General features: G+C 66.3%; 1 protein-coding gene. It reads left to right on the top strand.

The features are described from left to right. The first annotated feature begins 181 nt into the window (after nucleotides 1–181). The gene (locus IL54_RS19145; protein ID WP_037479596.1) at nucleotides 182–1138 is read left to right on the top strand and encodes an L-threonylcarbamoyladenylate synthase; all 957 of its coding nucleotides are present in this window, start codon (nucleotides 182–184) and stop codon (nucleotides 1136–1138) included. The last annotated feature ends 65 nt before the right edge of the window (nucleotides 1139–1203 follow it).

Here is a 1203-nt window from a genome sequence, read left to right as displayed (position 1 = left end):
GCAAGCGGCTGGCGGCGGTGCGAGCCGGTCGAGCGCGTCGGCGATGCGGATCAGGAGGGCGTCGTTCATGCGCCGGGCTTAGCCAGCGATGATCGTTACGGCAAGCGCGGGTCCGCTTATGTCATTCTCCTGTCGCAATGGACTTTTACTTGGGTTTACTGAGGTCTATATCGCGGGGACCGTGACCATCGCCAATCCAGCCTATTCCACTAAATCCTGCCGCTATGGCGCCGAGGCGCTGCGCGAGGCAGCGCTGTTGATCCGCGCCGGTGAGCCGGTGGCGGTCCCCACCGAGACGGTCTATGGCTTGGCCGCCGATGCCACCGACAGCCATGCCGTTGCGGCAATCTACAGCGCCAAGGGGCGTCCGAGTTTCAATCCGCTGATCGTCCATGTGTCCGATCGGGCCATGGCCGAGCGGCTGGCGGATTTCTCCCCGGTCGCCATGCGCCTTGCCGACCGTTTCTGGCCGGGGCCGCTGACATTGGTGCTGCCGGTGCGGGCGGATAGCGGGTTGTCGCCGTTGGTGATGGCAGGCTTGCCCACCGTCGCGCTGCGGCTGCCCGCGCATCCGGCGATGCGCGCGCTGATCCGCGAGAGTGGGCGGCCACTCGCCGCACCGTCCGCCAATCGCAGCGGGTCGATCAGCCCGACGCGCGCCGAGCATGTGCTGGCCAGCCTGAATGGCAAGGTGCGGATGATATTGGACGAGGGGCCGACCAGCGAAGGCGTGGAATCGACCATCGCCGCGCCGGACGCCGACCAAGTACGGCTGCTGCGCCCCGGCCCTGTCACCGCCGCGATGCTGGAGGAGGCAAGCGGGCTTCCCGTTGTCATCGGCACTGGCGCGCACAAGATCGAGGCGCCCGGCCAGCTAGAGAGCCATTATGCGCCGTCCAAACCGGTGCGATTGAATGCGTTGCGGGCGGAGAAGGATGAATATCTGATCGGCTTCGGCCTGATGCCTTGCCACATCAACCTAAGCCCCGACGCCAATGTGCGGGAGGCCGCCGCCAGCCTGTTCGCGGCGCTTCACATCGCTGATGCGAGCGCCGCGGTGAAGATCGCGGTTGCGCCCGTCCCGATGGAGGGGATCGGCGCGGCGATCAACGACAGGTTGAAACGCGCGGCGGCGTGAGGCGCTGCAAGCTCATTGCCTTATACCGAGATGCAATGATTGCGACCCATAAGGCTCCTCCCCCT

Source organism: Sphingobium sp. ba1 (assembly GCF_000743655.1).
In the GTDB taxonomy this organism is placed as follows: domain Bacteria; phylum Pseudomonadota; class Alphaproteobacteria; order Sphingomonadales; family Sphingomonadaceae; genus Sphingobium.
Note: the sequence above shows the minus strand (reverse complement) of the source record. Positions and strands in the feature narration are given on the sequence as shown.